General features: G+C 70.6%; 21 protein-coding genes. 8 read left to right on the top strand and 13 right to left on the bottom strand.

All coding sequences use genetic code 11. The features are described from left to right. Positions 1–31: 31 nt before the first annotated feature. The 5 genes from IE307_RS22740 to IE307_RS22720 form a co-directional block, all read right to left on the bottom strand. Positions 32–1864: a diguanylate cyclase domain-containing protein gene (locus IE307_RS22740; protein ID WP_191300742.1), complete on the bottom strand. Its 1833-nt coding sequence runs from the start codon at positions 1862–1864 to the stop codon at positions 32–34. Then, positions 1864–2664, bottom strand: a complete 801-nt coding sequence (locus IE307_RS22735) for an SAM-dependent methyltransferase (RefSeq protein ID WP_191300740.1) — start codon at positions 2662–2664, stop codon at positions 1864–1866. The genes IE307_RS22740 and IE307_RS22735 overlap by 1 nt, the downstream gene beginning before the upstream one ends. 99 nt (positions 2665–2763) lie before the next feature. Beyond that, a complete protein-coding gene (locus IE307_RS22730; protein ID WP_191300737.1) occupies positions 2764–3207 on the bottom strand; it encodes a hypothetical protein in 444 nt (147 codons plus the stop codon). Then, the gene (locus IE307_RS22725; RefSeq protein WP_191300735.1) at positions 3185–3802 is read right to left on the bottom strand and encodes an RNA polymerase sigma factor; all 618 of its coding nucleotides are present in this window, start codon (positions 3800–3802) and stop codon (positions 3185–3187) included. Before IE307_RS22725 ends, IE307_RS22730 begins: the two co-directional genes overlap by 23 nt. A gap of 54 nt (positions 3803–3856) precedes the next feature. Further along, positions 3857–4744, bottom strand: a complete 888-nt coding sequence (locus IE307_RS22720) for a S8 family peptidase (RefSeq protein ID WP_229904973.1) — start codon at positions 4742–4744, stop codon at positions 3857–3859. Between IE307_RS22720 and IE307_RS46890 the strand changes: the two genes are divergently transcribed. After that, entirely contained in the window at positions 4733–5137 is a 405-nt protein-coding gene (locus tag IE307_RS46890) for a hypothetical protein (protein WP_229904972.1), read from the top strand. The two genes, IE307_RS22720 and IE307_RS46890, sit on opposite strands and share 12 nt — an antisense overlap. Further along, a complete protein-coding gene (locus IE307_RS22715; protein WP_229904971.1) occupies positions 5134–7722 on the top strand; it encodes a CHAT domain-containing protein in 2589 nt (862 codons plus the stop codon). Before IE307_RS46890 ends, IE307_RS22715 begins: the two co-directional genes overlap by 4 nt. Positions 7723–7729: 7 nt before the next feature. Here the strand turns inward: IE307_RS22715 and IE307_RS22710 are convergent, their stop codons facing one another. After that, positions 7730–8524, bottom strand: a complete 795-nt coding sequence (locus tag IE307_RS22710; protein WP_191300732.1) for a hypothetical protein — start codon at positions 8522–8524, stop codon at positions 7730–7732. Positions 8525–8618: 94 nt separating this feature from the next. On the opposite strand from IE307_RS22710, the gene IE307_RS22705 reads away from it, so the two are divergent. Then, complete coding sequence (locus IE307_RS22705) at positions 8619–10151, top strand: FAD-binding oxidoreductase (RefSeq protein WP_191300730.1); 1533 nt, start codon at positions 8619–8621, stop codon at positions 10149–10151. Here IE307_RS22705 and IE307_RS22700 read toward each other — a convergent pair. Beyond that, entirely contained in the window at positions 10132–10404 is a 273-nt protein-coding gene (locus IE307_RS22700; RefSeq protein WP_229904970.1) for a YggT family protein, read from the bottom strand. The two genes, IE307_RS22705 and IE307_RS22700, sit on opposite strands and share 20 nt — an antisense overlap. Positions 10405–10489: 85 nt before the next feature. Between IE307_RS22700 and IE307_RS22695 the strand changes: the two genes are divergently transcribed. Then, positions 10490–10819 (top strand): TfoX/Sxy family protein, encoded by a 330-nt coding sequence (locus IE307_RS22695; RefSeq protein ID WP_191300728.1) that lies wholly within the window; start codon positions 10490–10492, stop codon positions 10817–10819. Beyond that, positions 10816–11379, top strand: a complete 564-nt coding sequence (locus IE307_RS22690; protein WP_191300726.1) for a hypothetical protein — start codon at positions 10816–10818, stop codon at positions 11377–11379. The genes IE307_RS22695 and IE307_RS22690 overlap by 4 nt, the downstream gene beginning before the upstream one ends. Here the strand turns inward: IE307_RS22690 and IE307_RS22685 are convergent. Continuing rightward, the gene (locus IE307_RS22685; RefSeq protein WP_191300724.1) at positions 11340–12818 is read right to left on the bottom strand and encodes an Nramp family divalent metal transporter; all 1479 of its coding nucleotides are present in this window, start codon (positions 12816–12818) and stop codon (positions 11340–11342) included. The genes IE307_RS22690 and IE307_RS22685 overlap by 40 nt on opposite strands. Positions 12819–13032: 214 nt before the next feature. On the opposite strand from IE307_RS22685, the gene IE307_RS22680 reads away from it, so the two are divergent. Together IE307_RS22680 and IE307_RS22675 are read left to right on the top strand one after the other, a co-directional pair. After that, positions 13033–13476, top strand: a complete 444-nt coding sequence (locus IE307_RS22680; RefSeq protein WP_229904969.1) for a nucleoside deaminase — start codon at positions 13033–13035, stop codon at positions 13474–13476. Positions 13477–13486: 10 nt separating this feature from the next. Then, positions 13487–13903 carry a Rossmann-fold NAD(P)-binding domain-containing protein gene (locus tag IE307_RS22675; protein WP_191300722.1) on the top strand — a complete coding sequence of 139 codons (417 nt, stop codon included), beginning with the start codon at positions 13487–13489 and terminating at the stop codon, positions 13901–13903. On the opposite strand, the gene IE307_RS22670 is transcribed toward IE307_RS22675, so the two are convergent. The 3 genes from IE307_RS22670 to IE307_RS22660 are packed head-to-tail and all read right to left on the bottom strand — an operon-like array spanning position 13885 to position 16104. Continuing rightward, positions 13885–14253: an STAS domain-containing protein gene (locus tag IE307_RS22670; RefSeq protein ID WP_191300720.1), complete on the bottom strand. Its 369-nt coding sequence runs from the start codon at positions 14251–14253 to the stop codon at positions 13885–13887. The two genes, IE307_RS22675 and IE307_RS22670, sit on opposite strands and share 19 nt — an antisense overlap. A 19-nt stretch (positions 14254–14272) precedes the next feature. Beyond that, the gene (locus IE307_RS22665; RefSeq protein ID WP_191300717.1) at positions 14273–15037 is read right to left on the bottom strand and encodes an iron-containing redox enzyme family protein; all 765 of its coding nucleotides are present in this window, start codon (positions 15035–15037) and stop codon (positions 14273–14275) included. After that, entirely contained in the window at positions 15037–16104 is a 1068-nt protein-coding gene (locus IE307_RS22660) for a carboxylate-amine ligase (protein WP_191300716.1), read from the bottom strand. The genes IE307_RS22665 and IE307_RS22660 overlap by 1 nt, the downstream gene beginning before the upstream one ends. Before the next feature lie 49 nt (positions 16105–16153). Here IE307_RS22660 and IE307_RS22655 point away from each other — a divergent pair, with 49 nt between their 5' ends. Next, the gene (locus tag IE307_RS22655) at positions 16154–17077 is read left to right on the top strand and encodes a DNA topoisomerase IB (RefSeq protein WP_191300714.1); all 924 of its coding nucleotides are present in this window, start codon (positions 16154–16156) and stop codon (positions 17075–17077) included. Here IE307_RS22655 and IE307_RS22650 read toward each other — a convergent pair. Further along, the gene (locus IE307_RS22650) at positions 17064–17486 is read right to left on the bottom strand and encodes a DUF4383 domain-containing protein (protein WP_191300712.1); all 423 of its coding nucleotides are present in this window, start codon (positions 17484–17486) and stop codon (positions 17064–17066) included. The two genes, IE307_RS22655 and IE307_RS22650, sit on opposite strands and share 14 nt — an antisense overlap. A gap of 42 nt (positions 17487–17528) precedes the next feature. Next, positions 17529–18248 carry a SigB/SigF/SigG family RNA polymerase sigma factor gene (locus IE307_RS22645; protein WP_191300710.1) on the bottom strand — a complete coding sequence of 240 codons (720 nt, stop codon included), beginning with the start codon at positions 18246–18248 and terminating at the stop codon, positions 17529–17531. Positions 18249–18260 lie beyond the last annotated feature (12 nt).

The raw sequence follows: 18260 nt of genomic DNA, 5'->3' as shown, positions 1-18260 counted from the left end.
TGGTTGTGGTCTCCCTGACGGCCACAACCACTCACCGCGAGACCACCAGGTCGACCCCGAGCGCCTGGAGCTCGTCCGGGTCACCCGGCCCGCCGATGACGTGCACGCCGGCCGAGCGCAGCAGCGGCACCATGAGCGAGAGTCCCTGCCGCGCCAGCCGTTCCGAAGGCGGCCGTGCCAGCCGGACTCCCCAGACCGGACTGCGGTCCACAGTGGACAGCCCGGCGAACCCGCCGCCGAACTCGTGCAGCAGCACGTGCACGCCCATGTCGTGCAACACCTCGAGGTTCTCCTCGCCGTCCGGCATCGCCCGCACGTCGAGCGCCAGGAACAACGACGACGCCGGGAACGAGCTCGCCCGCAACGTGGACCGCACGTGCGCCGCGAGGTCCGGGTCGCGTGACTGGTCGCGCGACAGCCTGATCAGCACCGGCTCACCGCGGGAGCAGGCGTCCTGCAGCACCAGCCGCCCGACCCGTGCGGCCAGGCCGAGAGCGTCCGCGTAGGCCACCACGTCGTCGTGCAGGCTCGCACCCCAGCGCACGGAGGCCTCCACGAAGGCGAGCGGGCCCGAGATCCACGACACCGGCGCGTACTCCACGGTGATCTCGCCGTTCTCGAAGGCGCCGGGCATCGCCGCGATCCGCGCGAACCGGGTGCGGTCGGCCGTGTCGGCCTCGTGGTCGTAGATGCCCCACTGCCTCTTGCCGCCGGTCTCGGCCCTGCGCAACGTCGAATGCGCGCGCCGCAGCACCGCCGTCGGGTCCACGCCGGGGCCGGAGGTGTGCACGAAGCCGATCGACGTCGACACCGCGACGCCCGCGCCCTCCAGGTACACCGGCTCGGACAGCTCCTCGTCGATCGTCGCCGCCAGCGCCGCGACGTCGGGGGAGCCGTGGATCAGCACCACGAACTCGTCGCCGCCGACCCGCGCCACCACCGCGTCCGGCAGCACGAACCGCAACCGTCGCGCCACCTCGACGAGCACGGCGTCCCCGGCCGCGTACCCCAGGCCGTCGTTGACGATCGTCAGGCTGTCGACGTCCAGGTACCCCAGCGTGTACGGCTCGCCGGTCGCGAGCGCGGACTCCAGCTTGTCCGTGAAGGACGCCCGGTTCGGCAGGCCCGTCAGCAGGTCGGTCAGCGACTGGTGGCGCAGCCACTCCTGCAGCATCCGCTGTTCGGTCACGTCCTCGACCAGCGCGACGTGGAACCTCGCCGTCCCGTTCGAGCCGCGCAGCACGGACAGCACCACGTTCGCCCACACCGTGTCGCCGTTGCCGCGGGTGAGCTCCCACTCGCGCCTGTCGGTGTCCACAGAGGACTCGATCATCCGCCGGCACGCCGCCGCCAGCGCGGCCGCGTCCGGTTCGGTGAACAGCTCCTTCGGCATCTCCTCGTGGCCGAGGATCGCCGCCAGCGCCTCGTTCGCCTCCACGACCGCGCCGTGCAGGTCGAAGATCGCGATACCGACCGCCGTCGTCGCGAAGACCTGGGCGAACCGGGCCTCGCTGTCGTGCAGGTCGCGTTGTGCGGCTTCGACGGCCTTCAGCAGGGAGTCCTTGACCTTCTCCTGCTCGGCGAACAACTGGTCGCGCGTGGCCCGCACGTACCCGGACGCGAGCGCCCCGAGCACCTCCGGCGAGAACTCCGGTGCGAGGACCTCCAGCGTGCGCCGCAACGAGTCGGGACCGGTGAAGCGCTTGCGCACCAGCCATTCGCCGATGGCGACCGCTGCTTGCCCGGCACGCAGCCGGGCGGCGTGTTCCTCGAGGTGCTGCGTCAGCTTCCGCCGTGACATCGGCGAGTACGCGCTCTCGATCAGAACAGCCGCCCAGCGCTGTGCGAGGGGCGAGGGGGACATCAGGGCTTGCGACCCACCGCGGCGTAGAGGTTGGCCTTGGACGGCTCCTCGCCGACGTCCTCGGGGGTCTCCGGGCGCCACTGCGGCGTGAACACGATGCCGGGCTCCACGATCTCGGTGCCCGCCAGCATGTCCGCCACCTGGGCCTTGGTGCGCGGGGTGATCGGCTCCGCGGTCTTCGCGAAGATCTCCTTACCCGCAGCCATGGCCGCCGGCATGCTGTCCGCGGTGAAGTGCGACAGCGCCAGGTACGAACCGGGGGCGAGCGCGTCCACGTACCGCGCCAGCACGCCCCACGGGTCGTCCGAGTCGGGGATGAACTGCAGGACGCCCACGACGAGCAGGCCGATCGGCTGGGAGAAGTCGAGGTGCTGCCGTGCCTGCGCCACGACCTTCTCCGGCTCGCGCAGGTCAGCCAGCAACGCCGTCACGTTCGGCTCGTCGGCCAGCATCAGTTCGGCGTGCGTGATCGCCACGGGCTCGAAGTCGACGTACACGACCTTCGAGTCGGGGGCGACCTCGTGCGCCACCTCGTGCACGTTGCCGACCGTCGGAATGCCCGAACCCAGGTCCAGGAACTGGCGGATGCCCAGGTCCGCCAGTTCGAGCACGGCGCGGCGCAGGTAGGCGCGGTTGAGCCGTGCCATGCCCCGCACCGGAAGCACCTTGATCAGTGCTTCCGCCGTCGCGCGGTCCGCCTCGAAGTTGTGCCCGCCGCCGAGCAGGTAGTCGTAGATCCGGGCGGAACTCGGGACGTCGACGTTGACACCTTCCGGAACCCAGCTGACTCGATCGACCACAGCAGCACACCTCTCGCGATGCGAATTCTGAGCGTCGACAACCCTACTGGCCGAGGATGTGGGCCGAACGAGCGAATTGCCCGTCGCGCGAATGGCGAGTTATAGGATGAACCAATCGGTGCAGCCGCTGGGGAACCGGAACTTCACCGGCCCGCGCGGCGCGGCCCCCATGACGAAGGTCCCCAGTTCGTCGACCGCCGCGGTCTCGTGGTCGCCGTTCGGTGTCACCAGCGTGATCGACTCCGTTGCCGGCATCAGCTGGCCGGTGATCCCCGCCGCCGACACCTCGACCTGCAGCATCACGCCGTCCGCGTCGAACACCAACTGCCGTGCCGTCGCCGTGGACCGCGCACGGGCGAAGAGCGTGTCGTCCAGGACGGAGTCGTACGACGTGATGAGCAGCAGCTCCTCGTCGATGGTCCGCCAGGTGAACGCGGCCTTCGCGGCCTCGACGAACTCCGGCGGAACCTCGTCCTGAGGTGTGCTCAACGCGTCGCGCAAGGCGTCGAGCAGTACGTCGTCACTGTCCCAGTCGTGCCGCACCCAGCACACCTCCTCTCTTGACCGATGATCCGAGAAACGCTGACAGCGCAGTGGTCTTCCGCAACTTCTCCAGGCAGCGGATCCGCGTGGGGCCGATGCTGCCGACCGGCATCGCGAGCTCTTCGCTCACGACCTGGTAGCTCGGCGGCGGATCGGTCATCAGCTTCGTCAGCAACCGCTTGCACTGGTCCGTCAGCTCGGCGAACCCGTCCCGCAACGCCTGCCGCCGCTCCACCGCCAGCAGGTCCGCCTCCACGTCCGCGTCCACCTGCTCCGACTCCAGCGCGTCGGACTCCGACAACGGGTCGTAGAGGTGCGTGCGCTGCTGCACGCGCAGCACGCGCAGGCACTCGTTGCGGGTGGTCGTCATGATCCAGCCCGGCAGGGCTTCCGGCTCGCGCAGTCGTCCGATCTGCTCCACGAGCCGAAGCCACAGCGTCTGGTTCACGTCGGCCGCATCCGACGGGCGCAGCCGGTGCTTGTAGATCACCGACACCACCAGCGGCGTGTAACGGTCCACGATCTCGTTCCACGCCGACTGGTCGCCCTCGGCCGCCGCGCTCACGAGCGCGGCGATCGGGGATGCAGACGTCACGTCGACTCCTTGCTGTCACAACTGGCGGAGGCCGAGGTTGCTCCCCAGATACAACTATTTGACGAAAATTCCGTAGCCGGGGTGGAACTCCGGTCCGCTCAGGAGTTTGTCACGTGCCTGACCTGCGTCGACACCGTCGGCGACCATGGTGGCGGCGATCCGGCCCGTGACGAGGGGAGCGGCGAACGACGTGCCGTACCAGTACGCCCACAGCGCGAACGGCGTGGCGGCGGGCTCACCGGGCAGCTGCCACTCGCCCTTGAGGTAGGTGGAGGCGCGGTTGCCGATCGCGCACGCGTCGACCCAGTGACCCCAGTTCGAGTAGAACGCCGGGCCGATCGAGCCGTCCCGCTCCTGCTGGGCGGCGGCGACGGCGGTGACCCCGCACAGCGCGGCGGGCCAGCTCGGCCGCTGCGTGCCCTGGTTGCCGGCGGAGGCCACCACGACGATGTCGCGCGGCAGCGCCTCGATGGTGCGCCGCAACGGTTCCGAGGCCACGTCGTCCGCGGTGAAGCAGCCGAGCGACAGGTTCAGGAGGTTGATCTTCTTCTTGCCGAGCTCGGTGATCTTGGCGCAGATCCGTTCCTCGTCACCGAAACCGTTCGGGTCGAGGCCCGCCTCCGGGTCGAACGTGACGCCGGGAGCCGCGTTCTGGATGACGCCCGCGACGAACGTGCCGTGCCCGCCCTGCAACGCGAAGTTGTCGCCGCTGCTGTAGGCGGCGTCGACGTCGTCGGCCTCCTTGGCGTAGCGGCCGTCGAACCAGTCGGAGTGGTCGCTGCCCGCGTCCTGCGCGATGCCGGTGTCGATGATGCCGACGCGGACGTTCTTGAGGCGCTCGTCGAACTTCGGCGCGGAGATCGGGTCGGTGGGGTAGGGGCGGTCGCCAGGGTTGCCCATGACGAGGCCGCCGTGCCCGACGATCACGTGGTGCGGCTGCACGAGCGGGACGCGCTCGTTCGGCCAGTTCCGCTGATCCCGCAACAGGCGAACAATGCGGGGAATGTCCTCCGCGTTGTTCGGCAACGTCAATCGCGCCAAACCGGCGAATCCTTCGCCCGGCCGGGCGCCGATACCGTTTTCTCGCAGCTTTTCGACCACGCGTTGTTGGTCCTCGGCTCCGACGAGCAGCTGGCCGGGTCGATAAAGGAATTCACGCCCGCGTTCGGCGTGGAAGCTGATGGTCTTGTCCTCGGCGATGAGCTGCAGAAAAGCTCTTTGGTAAAGCTCCGCGCTTTCTGGCGATTTCGACACCACGGCCTCACTAAAGCAGCGTTGACGGGCACCCCGACCGAGCTTGATCAAGCTACCACAGCGGATAAAGTGTCGCCGTGACCGACTTTTCCGCGGAGGACGCGCTGGAGGCCAGGCAGCGCAACCCGCGTGCGGCCGTGGAGATGGCCCGCGCGGTGCTCCGCACGACGGAAGATCGCGCGGAATGGTCCATCGCCGAGCGTGCGATCGGCCTCGCGTTGCGCGAGATGCACGACTTCCCCGGCGCGGCCCGCCACCTCCGCCGCTCGATCAGGATCGCGTCCGAGGCCTCGCTGCCGCGGTTGTCCGCCCTGGCGCAGATGAGCCTGGCGTGGGTGCTCGCGTACACGGGCAAGCAGAAGGCCGCGCTGACGTTGCTGGACGACGCGATGCCGTCGCTGACGGGTGCGGACTCGGTGGCCGCGTTGATGCAGCGCGGCGTCGTCTTCCACTACCTGACGCGCTACGACGACGCGCAGCGCGACTACACCGCCGCCATCGCCGGTGCCCGCCGCGTGGGCGACCAACTGGTGCAGGCGCGCGCTCTCAACAACCGCGGCCTCGTGCGCGCGTACGTCGGCAACATGCGCGAGGCGTCGGCCGACTTCGCCCTGGCCGCCTCACTGCTGGGCGAGCTGGGCCAGGAGCTCGGCGTCGCCGACGTGAACTGGAACGCGGGCATCATGGCGACCCGGGGCGGTGACGTGCCGGCCGCGCTGTCGCTGTTCGACCAGGCCGAGGAGGTGTACCGCCGCCTCGACGTGATGCGCCCGGTGCTCCTGGTGAACCGCCTGGAACTGCTCGTCTCGGTGCCACTGCTGGACGAGGCCCGCGCCGCCGCCGACCGCGCGATCACCGAGTTGAAGACCTTGAAGAACCCCCTGGGCGTCTCGGAAGCCCTGTACTTCCGCGCCCGCATCGCGTTGCTGGACGACGATCCCGATGCGGCGAACTCCTTCGCCGCCGAAGCGCGCCGCCGCTTCCGTCGCGAGCAACGCCTGCTGTGGGCGGCCGGTGCCCGTTACCTCGAACTGCACGCGGCCGTGCTGCGCGGCGACCGCTCCCGTCCTCTGCGCCTCGCGTTGTCGCGGGTGGCTTCGGAACTGGACGCGATGGACTGGCGGCTCCCCGCCCTGGAGGCCCGCATCGACGCCGGTCTGGTGGCCGCCGACCTGGGCCACCGGAAGAGGGCTGTGCGGGAGTTCTCCCTCGCGGCTTCTGCCCGGCTGCGCGGCCCGGCGGGCCTGCGCGTCCGCGGCTGGTACGCGGAAGCGTTGCGCCGCAAGCTCTCCGACGACGTGCGGGGCACCTCGTCCGCGTTGCGCCGGGGCCTCGGCCTGCTGGACGAGTACCGCGTGTCGCTGGGTGCGGCCGAACTGCGCGCGTCGGCGGGCGTGCAGGGCCAGGCCCTCGCGTCGGAGGGCCTCCGGCTGGCGGTGGCGTCCGGGAACGCGGCGCGCGTCCTGTCGTGGACCGAGAGCTGGCGCGCCGGCGCCCTGCGGATGAAGTCCGTGTCGCCACCGGACGACCCGCGCCTGGAAGACGCCCTGGCGTCCCTGCGCGCGGTGTCCGCCGACGTCGAAACCGCTGTGCTGGCGGGCAAACCGGCGGGCGCGTTGCGAGGCCGCCTGGTCCGCGCCGAACAACGGGTCCGCGACCTGACGCGTCAGCTGTCCGGCGAGGTCTCCGTCTTCAAACCCCCGCCGGTCAGCTCGCTGGTCGCCGCCCTGGGCCCGTCGGCGTTGATCGAGTTCGTGCAGTACGACGGCTCGCTGATGGCGGTGGTGCTGGCCGGCGGCCGCTCGTCGTTGCACTCCCTCGGCCCCGTGGAGGGCGTGGTCCGCGAGATCCGCCTGCTTCGCTTCGCCCTGCACCGCCTGGTGACCCTGCCTCCCACCCTGCCGAACCTGGCCGTGGCCCGCTCATCGGCGTCGCACGCGGCCATGCTGCTGGCCCGCCGCTTGCTCGAGCCGTTGGCCGCACGGATCGAGGACCGTCCTCTGGTGGTCGTGCCGACGGGTGCCCTGAACGGCCTGCCGTGGGGAGTGCTGAACCGCCAGGTGACCGTCGCCCCTTCGGCCTCGGTGTGGCTGCGCGCCACCTCGGTCGCCGATGCCTCCGGTGAAGCCGTGCTGGCCGCCGGCCCGCGCATGGCCGCCGCGCCCGCCGAGATCAAGGCGATCAGTGCGCACGTGCCGGGGCGGGTCCTGGTGGATTCCGAGGCGACCGTGAGCGCCGTCGCGTCCGCAATGGACGGTGCCGCCCTGGCACACGTGGCAGCGCACGGCTCGTTCCGCGTCGACAACCCGCTGTTCTCGGCCTTGGAGTTGGCCGACGGGCCGCTGACCGTCTACGACATCGAGCGCCTGCGCCGCCCGCCCACTCGGGTGGTGCTGTCGGCTTGTGACACCGGTCAGTCCGCGGTTCGTCCCGGTGATGAATTGATGGGGTTCACAGCTGCGTTGCTGGGGTTGGGGACTCGGACGTTGATCGCGCCCGTGGTACCGGTGCCGACGGACGGCACCGCCCCGGTGATGGTGGAGCTGCACCAGAAGCTGGTCGCCGGGATGGCACCGGCCGAGGCTTTGGCCGCCGTGCAACGGGCCGCCGCCGACGACGCTGCTTATGCGGCGGCCGTCGGGTTCGTGTGCTTCGGAGCTGGCTAGGCGCGGGTCACTTCGGCGGAGGAGTCCCGTGGAGCCGCAGCGCGCTCTCCCCGGAGCACCCGAACTCGCCGGGCTGGGTCTGCACGCGCGGCGGGTACCACGCGGCAACGGTTCCGTCAGCGAGCCGTACGCCGTTGAGGCACGAACCGCCACCGGCGGCGACCACCCCGACGTTGCCGTCCTTGACGAAGGTGTCGAGGCGCGGCTCGGCCCAGGGCAGCTTGGTCTGCTCGTCGACGGGCACCGGCGGGAGTTTCGCGCGCAACGCCGCCAGCACCTCGTCCTGTGCGGGGGTGGGCGGCAGGGCGGCGAGGATCGTCTTGAAGGCTTCGAGGTAGTTCTCGGGAACGCCGGTGCGCTGGGCGGGTGGCGGGGTGATCGGGCTCGCGTCGGCGGGGCAGCGGACTCGGTCCGGGCCGCCGTCGGTGACGCCGTAGTAGGTGAAGCCGGCGCGGTAGCAGGCGGTCACCGGGTCCACGTCCCAGAGCCGCCACGGCTGGTCGTCCCGGGAGATGCCGGGGTGGTGGATCCGGAACAGCAGGCCGGCGTGCGCCTTCTGCGGGTCGGTCGTGGGGCTGTCGACGATCTCCAGCACCGCGAAGTGCTCGGGATCGGTGTCGCCCTCCAGGGCGGAGCGGGCGTAGGCGTTGCCGTCGGGGCGCACCGGGTAGCTGATGCGCGTCGCGATCCGTTCGGCCATCTCGTCGGTGGTGCTGTCGCCGTCCGGTCTGCTGACGACGTACGCGGTCACGCCGAGCGCGACCGCGAGCAGAACCACAAGTGCGACCCCCCAGGTCTTCATGCCGCTGACGCTAGCGACGCGGTCGGCGTGCACGCGCGAGTAGATGTACTCAGGTCATTCCAGAACTGCTGCGTTTCGCTTATGGTTGCTCGCCATGACAACGAGGTCGTGGTGGGGCTGGGGCACCGTCGAGGACGCCGTCACCCCGGAGGAACGCCGTGCGCTGGTCGAGCGGGTCCGGGCGGTGCTGCCGGACGCGGACCTGACGTTCCACGAGCCGCCTGACCCCGCCGCGCTCGACGTGCCGGAGTCGCGCGTCGAGGCGGGCGCGCTGTTCTCGACCGACCCCGTCGACCGTCTCACGCACGCCCGCGGCCAGGCCTATCGCGATGTCACGCGCAACCTCGCCGGTGACCTGGGGCAGGTGCCGGACGCGGTGGCGAGGCCGCGCACCGAGCAGGACGTCGTGGACGTGCTCGACTGGTGTTCGGGCAACGACGTGTCGGTGATTCCCTTCGGTGGTGGCACTTCCGTCGTCGGCGGGGTGGAGCCGCGTGAGCTGGGCCGGGTCGTGACGCTCGACCTGCGGCACCTGGACCGGGTGCTGGAGGTCGACGCGACGAGCCGGGCCGCGCGGATCCAGGCCGGTGTGCTGGGGCCGGCGCTGGAGGAGCAGCTGAAGCCGCACGGCTTGACGTTGCGGCACTTCCCGCAGTCGTTCGAGTTCTCGACGCTCGGCGGCTGGCTCGCGACTCGGGCCGGTGGGCACTACGCCACGCTCTACACGCACGTCGACGACCTGGCCGAGTCGCTCAGGGTCGTGACGCCGCAGGGGATCAGCGAGTCGCGGCGGTTGCCGGGGTCGGGTGCGGGGCCGTCGCCGGACCGGCTCTTCCTCGGGTCCGAGGGCGCGTTGGGGGTGATCACCGAGGCGTGGATGCGGCTGCAGGCGCCGCCGGTGCACCGGGCGGGCGCGTCGGTGCGGTTCGCGTCGTGGGAACGGGCCGTCGAGGCGGCGCGGCTGATCGCGCAGTCCGGGCTCCACCCCGCCAACTGCCGGCTGCTGGACCCGGCGGAGGCGTTCCTCAACGCCGGGTCGCCGTCCTCCGTGCTGGTGCTGGGTTTCGAGTCGGCCGACCACCCCGTCGACGCGCTTCTGGCGCGGGCGCTGGACCTCTGCGGTGACGGCGAGGTCGTCGAGGGTGCGGCGCAGCGGTGGCGGAAGTCGTTCCTGCGCATGCCCTATCAGCGTGACGCGATGGCGCAGCACGCGATGATCACCGAGACGTTCGAGACGGCCTGCACCTGGGACCGGTTCCCCGAACTGCACGCGGCGGTGACCACGGCGGCGACCGAGGCGCTGCGGGAGGTGTGCGGCGTCGGCATCGTCACGTGCCGCTTCACCCACGTCTACCCGGACGGCCCCGCGCCCTACTACGGCATCTACGCGCCGGGCAGGTGGGGCAGCCTCACCGCGCAGTGGGACGAGATCAAGGCCGCGGTGTCCGAGGCACTGCTGAACGCGGGCGGCACGATCACGCACCACCACGCCGTCGGCCGCGACCACATGCCCTGGTACACGCGCCAACGGCCCGGCGTCTTCGGCGCGGCCCTGTCCGGTGCCAAGGCCGCGCTGGACCCTCAGGGCCTGCTCAACCCCGGCGTCCTCACCACACGATCGACCTGAGGATCAGCGCCGCGATGAACACCACCGTGAACGCCAGGTCGAGCCCGAACCCGCCGAACCGCAGAGGCGGGAGCACCTTGCGCACCGGCGACAGCACGGGCTCGGTGACGGCGTGCGTCACCCGGCGCACCTTCCACACCCAGTCGCCGCGCGCCTGCAGCGTGACCGCCCAGTCGACGATCATCCGGCCGATCATCACGATGATGAACAGCGTCAACAGCCAACCGACGATCCAGCCGACCAAGCCGAACAAGGGGGCCTCCTAAATGTCCTGTACGTCCATGAAGCCACAAGAAACTGAGAGGCGCCTGGCAACTCGCTGAGACAACATTCAGCACATGGCGTACGACGAGGGCCTGGCCCACCGCCTGGGCGAGTCGCTGGGCGACCTCCCAGACCTGACCACGAAGAAGATGTTCGGCAGCCTGGTGTTCCTGTGGCGGGGAAACCTGCTGGTAGGAGCCCTGGGTTCGGACCTGATCGCCCGTGTCGGCCCGGAGGCGCAGGCCGACGCGCTGGCTGCGCCCGGCGCCCGAGTCTTCGACTTCACCGGACGGCCGATGAACGGCTGGGTGGTCGTCGACGGTGAGGCGGTGGCGGAGGACGAGGCGCTGGAGGACTGGATCGCGCGGTGCCGCGAGTTCGTGGAAGCGCTGCCGCCGAAGTGAGCCGGCTGGAGGAGGTCCGGGCGGCCCTCGGCGGCTGGCGCGGCATCAGCGAGACCGAGGCGCTCGGCGGGATCGTGTTCGAGTGGGACGGTGACCCGGTCGCCGCAGTGGTGGACGACGAACTGGTCGTGCGCGTCGAGGGCGGTGGCTGGGCCACCGCGACGGGCGCCCTCGAGGAGCTGCTGGACCACTCGGCCGAGGTCGTGATCGACGAGTGCGTGGTGCGCTGGCACGGTGAACTCCGGGCGGGCGGCATCCCGGCTTTCCAGGCCATGCTCGCCCTGGTGCGGCACGACCCGGAACGCGAGCAGCTGCAGCGCATCCTCCTCGGCATCACCCGCGGTGCGGACCGCGACCTCGCCCAGCTCGCTGTCACGTGCCTGGGACACGTCGGCAGGATCGACCGCGAGGTGCTGCCCGAGGTGGTGCCGAGGCTGCGGGAGCTCCTGGGCGACCCGCAGCTCGGCGGCAGGGCGGAGGACGCGCTGGGCGACATCCGCCAGTTCGTGCAGCGACCCCGTCAGAAGCGCACCAGCGGGCCTCCGGAGAAGTACTCGTAGACGAAGTTCACGAAGAAGAACCCGAAGAACACCACGTTCAGCACGAGGATCACGTGGTGCCACCACCGGGGCCGGGCCGGGCGCGGCAGGCGGGAGTTCAGGTACATCAACGCGAACGGGAACATCAGCGCGCCGAGGTTCGACATGTTCGCCGAGATCTGCACGAGTTCCACGGGCAGCGCGAGGTGCAGCGCGCCGGCGATGATCGCCAGCACCAGGAGCATGAACGGGTAGTAGAAGCGGCGCGGGTCGTCCTCGATCCGCTTGCGCAGCCGGGGTGAGACGGCGTGCGCGGCGTCGGTGAAGTTGCGGACCAGCGCCTCGAAGATGCCGAGCTGGGTGGAGAACAGCACCAGCACGCCGACCACGAGCATCAGGTAGAACATGCCCTGGCCGTAGAGCAGGCCGAGCTGTTCGGCGGAGAACGTGGGCACGTTCGCGGCCGTCGGCTGTTCGCCGGAGACCGCGACGATGTGGGCCATCAGCACGGTCGGGAGCAGCATGCCGAGCATCGCGCCGACGAAGAACACGGCCCACTGGTCGATCAGCAGCAGCCGGTACCAGCGGCGCCACAGCGACGCGTTCGCCGGGGTGTCCACAAAGGTCACTCCGACCGGGCGCAGCTCCTGCTTGCCGCCGCGCATGCCCGCGATGAACCCGACGTGGTGGCCCATGCCGTAGCCCTTGTCGCGGTAGTGGCTCATCGCGTACCAGTTCAGCCCGGACGCCAGCGCGGTGAAGCCGGCCAGGCCGCCGAGCTGGGTGGCCGTGATGCCGGACGGGGGTGCGGCAGGGGTCACCAGACCGCGGATCCCCTCCCACCACACGGAGAACGGCACGATCGCGACCGTCACCACGAGCAGCACGAGCAGCAACGTGCCGACCAGCACCCAGTTCGTCAACTCCAGGGCGCGGGACACCTTGCGGGCGCCCGCGGTGATCAGGAAGACCACGACGAGCAGGCCGATCGCGAGCAGTCGCACCTGCTCGATCTCGTCCGGGCGGTAGCCGCGGCCCGCGATCAGGGCGAAGAGCCCCTGTCCGGCGCCCGCCGCCCAGCCGCCGAAGATGAACGCGAAGTAGAAGACCGCCAGGGAGACCGGGACCCAGAACTTCCAGCCGGGCGGCACGCGGCCCCAGCCGATGACCGGGGTCTCGCCCGTCGCCACGACGTAGCGGGCGATCTCCACGTTGTAGAACGTCTGCAGCAACGCCGACACCGTGATGACCCAGCCGATGCCGACGAAGCCGAACTTGCCGACCGCCTGCGGGCCGAGCAGCCACTCGCCGCTGCCGATCGAGATGCCGAGCGCGATCAGGCTCGGGCCGATGACGAACTGGACCACCTGCAGCGGCCCCAGCTTGCTGACCTTGAACACCTTCTCGGGTTCCGGCAGGTCCGCCACGTCCAGCGGCGGCCTGCTCACTCCGATTTGCATCGACGACACTGTCGACCTCCCGACACGTCGGGGAACGGAATCCACCACTTTCCCGACGTACCGGGCATTCGGTCAACACCTGTTGCGGGACAACCGACTTCAGGACGTGTCGAGCCGCGGAACCCGGCCACCGCGGCAGTCCGACCGAAGGTCGTCCGCCAGAGCGGCACGTCGATGACGGTGAAGTTGTTCAGGACGAAGTAGCTTCAGGGGCATGACAGCTGAGGACATGCTGGCCGTCGCCGTCGAAGAGGCGCGGACGGGACTCGCCGAGGGCGGGATTCCCATCGGCGCGGCGCTCTTCGACGGCGACGGCGCTCTGCTGGGCCGGGGCCACAACCGCCGCGTGCAGGACGACGACGCCTCCATGCACGCGGAGACATCGGCCTTCCGCAACGCGGGCCGCCAGCGGAGCTACCGCGGCACGACCATGGTCACGACCCTGTCGCCGTGCTGGTACTGCAGCGGCCTGGTCCGCCAGTTCGGCATCTCGAACGTCCTGATCGGCGAGGCCACCACGTTCCACGGCGGCCACGACTGGCTGGCGGAGCACGGCGTCGGCATCACCGTCGTCGAGGACCCGGCGCTCGTCGAGCTGATGACGACGTTCATCGCGGAGCGCCCCGAGCTCTGGTACGAGGACATCGGCCAGGATTAACGTGGAGGGCATGGCGGTTGTGCTGATCACCGGGGCGGACGAGGAGTTCGGTCAGGAGACGGCCCACCGGCTCGAGCGGGCGGGCCACACCGTCCACCGGAATGACGCGATGTCGGCACTGGCGGTGGACGAGCTCGACGTCCTGGTCAACGCGGCGGGCCTCGCGCCGGAGACGTTCGAGGCCAAGGTCGCCGGCCTGGCACGGGTCCTGCAGGCCTGCCTGCCGGCGCTGGAACGGTCGGCCGCCCCGGTCGTGGTCAACGTCAGCGCTCCGGAGACGCTGACCAGGGCGGCCGCGACCGTCGTCACGGCGCAGTACGCGAAGGCGTTCCCCCGGATGCGGATCAACGCGGCCGAGCGGGACGCCGAGATCGTCCTGAGGCTGGTGCGGGACGGGCCGACCGGAGGTTACTTCGAGTCCGCGTAGCGCTCCGCCGCCTCGTCGAGCGAGGCCACGATCGTGAACACCGAGTCGAGCCCGGTCGCCTCGATCGGCCGCAGAGCCGCCCTGGTGGACGCCACCACGACGAACTCCACGTCGGCGCGGGACGCGCGCTGCTGGCCCAGCACCAGGGCCTCCAGCCCGGCCGAGCCGAGGAACCGGACGCCGGCGAGATCGACCAGCACGGCCCGCAGGCCCTGCACGACGTGCGTCTCCAGCGGGCTGGTCAGCTCGCCGCTGGAGGTGGTGTCGAGTTCACCGGACACGTGCAGCACGACGACGTCGGATGCGATCCGGTCGACGACCACGGAGGCCAGAGCGGTGGGGTCGGGCACGCTGTCTCCCTTCAAAGCATCAGCACCCAACGTTAACGCGCCCCTGTGCGAGCGACCAACGGCCCCTCAGTGAGCTGCGTCCCGCCTCCAGCGACGCGTGCACGTGCCGGGTCAGCCGGGCGTGCAGTTCGTGGCACGCGGTGAAGCCCAGGCGGACGTCCTCCGGCGGGCACTGCACGGGCAGCAGCTGCGCGAACGGGTCACCGCCGATGGTGTCGACCGCGGTCAGGAACCCGACCAGCGCGCCGACCAGCCGCCGGTGCATCCCGAACAACGACAGCGCGTTCGCGAGCGCGAGGGTGGGGGCGGGCATCTCGTCGACGCGGGCGAACGGGTCCAGGTCGCGCAACGTCACGGTGAACAGCACCGAGTGCGTGCGCTCGGAGCGCGTGCCGTACGCGTCGCCCTGGATGTCGCGCAGCACCGACCGCATCTCGCGGCGCGGCTGCCAGAACGCGTGGTGCCCGCGCAGTTCCGCGAGCCCCTCCTCCGACAGCGGGGCGGGCGTCGTCACCTCGGTCAGCGACCGCAGCGCCTCCTCCCACCGCGCTTCGAGGACGGCGTGGAACTGGGCCAGCGCCGGGAGCTCCTCCCAGCCGGCGGCGTCGTCGAAGCCGCGCGTCCGCAGCTCGTAGCAGATCCACAGCGACAGCTGGAGGTCGTCGTCCAGCCACGCGTCCCTGGTGCCACCGCTGACGAGCAGTGCGGGCCGCGGCGGGGGAGGCAGGCGCAGCGCCGCGACCAGGGCGGAACTCATGTGGCCGCGGGGAGCGGGGAGGCGCATCAGGTTTCCTCACGCGTTCGGGCGATCAGCACGTCCACAAGGGACTCGGGGTCCGGGCAGCGTCGTTGCCGGGTGGCGCCGCAGCCGTTGTGACGCAACCAGTCGAGGTGCTGCTCCACAGTAGACAGCGTGCCGCGATCGCGCAGGGCGACCTCGACGTGCTCCACGAGCGACACCGCCCGGTCGAACGCGGGGGAGAGGTTTCCGGTGTGTGGATCGGCGGCCAGTCCGTCGACCCCGTCGCGCGACGCACGCCAATATGCCGCCCGCAGCACGGAATCGTCCACCCGTCCTTCGGAGGGTTCCGTCACGACGAGGGCACCGATCAGCTCGGCGAGGACCGCGACTTCCGTTGCCAGTTGCGGGATGTCGGCGACGCGCACCTCAACGGTCGGATGATCGGCCGACGGGCGGACGTCCCAGTAGACCATCGCCCGGTCCAGCAGGGCCTGCGACGCGATGAGCGCGTCGACCGTCCTGCCGTAGTGCTCGGGACCGTCCCACGACGGCGGCGGGCCGCTCACCGGCCAGCGCGACCAGACCATCGACCGCCAGCTGGCGTAGCCGGTGTCCTCTCCCTCGTAGATCGGGGAGTTCGCGCTCAGCGCGAGCAGCGTCGGCAGCCACACCCGCAGCTTGTTGGACGCCCGCAGCGCCTCCGCCTCGTCCGGGACGCCGACGTGGACGTGCAGCCCGCACGCGCCCTGCCCGGCCACGAGCCGGCGGTGGGAGTACTCGATCTGATGATATCGGGGGTCGTCCGATCCGGGAGGCGGACCGGCTTTGCCGATCGGCGGCATCCCGGTCGCCACGAGCCGGCACCCGGCGGAGTCCGCGGCGTCCACGAGCACGCGCCGCCCGCGTCGCACCTGCTCGTCGAGCTCGGCGAAGGACGAGGTGACGCCGGTGGCGACCTCGATCTGGAACGGCGTCAGCTCACCCTGGACGTCGAGGTCGCCAGGGGCCCGGGAGATCTCCCGCACTCGGGGCGCCAGCGCCACCGGCCGCCGCGTTTCCGGGTCGACGAGGAGGAACTCCTGTTCCACGCCGACCGTGTAGTTATTCATCGGCGAGCGGGTACCCGCACCTCGTGCTGATCAACCTCGGAGTGGCCACATGAGACTGCGCCGCAGCAACCCGGCAGGTCCGGGCTGGACCCGCCGCCGTCAGGGCAAGGGGTTCCGCTACCTCGACGCGAAGGGGCAGACCCTCACCGCCGACGACGTCACGCGGGCGAAGGACCTGGTCATTCCTCCCGCGTGGCGCGAGGTGTGGATCTGCCCGCACCCCACCGGCCACATCCAGGCGGTCGGCTACGACGACGCGGGCCGCCGCCAGTACCTCTACCACGAGCAGTGGCGCGCCGAACGGGACGCGGAGAAGTTCGACCGGGTGCTGAAGCTCGCGCCGAAGCTCGGGAAGTTCCGCGAGCAGGTCGCGCGGGACATGAGGTCCCGAGGCCGCACGAGGCTGCTCGCCATCGCGCTGCGCCTGCTCGACCGCGGCATCTTCCGCGTCGGCCACGAGCAGTACGTGGAGGAGAACGGCACCCACGGCGTCGCCACCCTGCTCTGCGAGCACCTCGCCGTGCGCGGGGACCGGATCCGGTTCCACTTCCCGGCCAAGTCCGGGGTCGAGGTCGACCAGGAGATCACCGACCCCGAGCTCGCCAGGGCGCTCAAGTCGCTGCTGCGGGGCAAGACGCCGGACTGCCGCGTCTTCGAGATCACCGCGGACGACGTCAACGAGCGCTTCCGGGAGCTGGTCGGCGACGAGTTCAGCGTGAAGGACCTGCGCACCTGGCGCGCCACGGTGTTCGCCGCGCAGTTCTTCGCGGAGGTGCTGAAGGAGCGCGGCAAGCCCTCGCAGCGCGCGGTCAGCGCGGTGATGAAGGAGGTCGCGGCGGAGCTGGGCAACACGCCGACCGTGGCGAGGAACTCCTACGTGGACCCGCGCCTGGTCGAGGCGTTCGAGCAGGGCGAGGTCATCGGCGGGGGAGACCCGGAACGGGCCGTGCGCAAGCTGCTCAGGCAGGCTTGAGCGCGGCCCGGTCGCACTGGCGGCACCACGCGGCGCCCTGCGCGGCCGCCAGTGCGGCGAACCCGGCGATGAAGTGCAGCGCGTTGCTGCCGGGGTTGACGTTGAGGAAGTTCACGACCTGGTCGTCGTAGCGGGCGAGACCGAGTCCGAACATCACGAGGAACAGCACCGCCACCAGCAGTGCTGTTCCGCTCAACGCCTTCAGGCGCGGAGCGGAGAGCAGGAGCGCGGCACCGAGGACGAGGTGGATGACGTTCTGCAACGGGTTGACGCGCAACCAGAGGATCCAGGTCTCGGACTCGGCGGCGAACCCGGAGAAGCCGGTCACGAAGAATCCGGCCACTCCCCACAGCACGAGCAGCGCGCCAGTGCCGAGCGCCAGCTTCTGGGGCCACCGCAACCGGTTCATGAGATGAGTATCGCCAGAACCGGACATTCCCGCTCGTTCATTTCACTCCTCCGCCAGCAGGTCGTGCCGCAACTGCTCCAGTGACTTGGTGAGCAGCCGTGACACGTGCATCTGGGAGATCCCCACGCGCCGGGCGATCTCGGTCTGGGTGAGCCGGCCGAAGAACCGCAGGACCACGATGGTCCGCTCACGTCGGGGAAGGCCCCGCAGCATGGGCTGCAGGGCCTCGTGGATCTCCACGCCTTCGAGCGCCGGGTCGTCGACCGTGGAGCTCTCCAGCGAGTCGAGGGGTGCGAACGCGATGTTCTTCTCGATGCGCAGGCCCTCGTAGACGTCGCTGAGCGGCAACCCCAGGTGCCGGGCGATCTCGGAGGGAGTGGGAGACCGCCCGGTCCTGTGCGACAGCTCGGCGGTGGCACCGTCGATCGAGTCGCAGAGCTCCTTCAACCTGCGGGGCACGCGCACCGCCCAGCACTGGTCGCGGAAGTGGCGCCGCACCTCGCCGGTGATCGTCGGCACGGCGTAGGACAGGAAGTCCGTCTGCCGCGAGACGTCGAACCGGTCGATGGCGTTGATCAGCCCGACGGCCGCCACCTGCGCCAGGTCCTCCATGGGCTCACCGCGTTCGCTGAAGCGGCGGGCGATGTGCCGGGCGAGCGGGAGGTACTCGCGCACCAGCCGGTCACGCGTCAGGTAGTACTCAGACGAGTGACGGGCTGAGCGCGCGAGCTCCTCGAACGCCTCGTGCTGGTCTGGCGTCAACGCGCACCGCGA

Origin of the sequence: Lentzea cavernae, from assembly GCF_014653695.1 — a bacterium.
In the GTDB taxonomy this organism is placed as follows: domain Bacteria; phylum Actinomycetota; class Actinomycetes; order Mycobacteriales; family Pseudonocardiaceae; genus Lentzea; species Lentzea cavernae.
This window is presented reverse-complemented; position numbering and strand designations above follow the sequence as displayed.